The sequence below is a fragment of the Aliidiomarina sanyensis genome (assembly GCF_003987175.1).
GTDB lineage: Bacteria > Pseudomonadota > Gammaproteobacteria > Enterobacterales > Alteromonadaceae > Aliidiomarina > Aliidiomarina sanyensis.
Genome location: NZ_PIPM01000048.1, coordinates 1 through 539, shown reverse-complemented (window position 1 = coordinate 539; position 539 = coordinate 1). Strand labels below are relative to the sequence as shown.

1 protein-coding gene is annotated in these 539 nt (G+C 52.1%); it reads right to left on the bottom strand.

Annotation, left to right across the window (positions count from 1 at the left end):
* Nucleotides 1–539: GTP-binding protein (locus tag CWE11_RS12030; RefSeq protein ID WP_241971800.1), on the bottom strand; the 539-nt coding region annotated here is incomplete at both ends.

Genomic DNA, 539 nt, shown 5'->3' with positions numbered 1-539 from the left:
ACGTCTTCGATTGGCATCAGGAACGGCTTGTCGATGTCACGCTCTGGCTCTGGGATATAAGTATCCAACGCTTCCGCCAGCTCAAGAATCTTCTTCTCCCACTGCTCGTCGCCTTCCAACGCCTTCAGCGCTGAACCTTGGATAACTGGCAAGTCGTCACCTGGGAAATCGTACTCTGACAGAAGTTCACGAACTTCCATCTCTACCAGCTCCAACAACTCTTCGTCGTCTACCATGTCACACTTGTTCATGAATACAACGATGAAAGGTACACCAACCTGACGTGACAACAAGATGTGCTCACGTGTTTGTGGCATCGGACCGTCTGTCGCCGCAACAACCAAGATCGCTCCGTCCATCTGCGCCGCACCCGTGATCATGTTTTTCACGTAGTCAGCGTGTCCTGGACAGTCAACGTGCGCATAGTGACGCGTCGGCGTGTCATATTCTACGTGTGACGTAGAAATGGTGATACCACGCGCTTTCTCTTCTGGCGCATTGTCAATTTGTGCGAAGTCGCGAGCAGAACCACCGTAGTG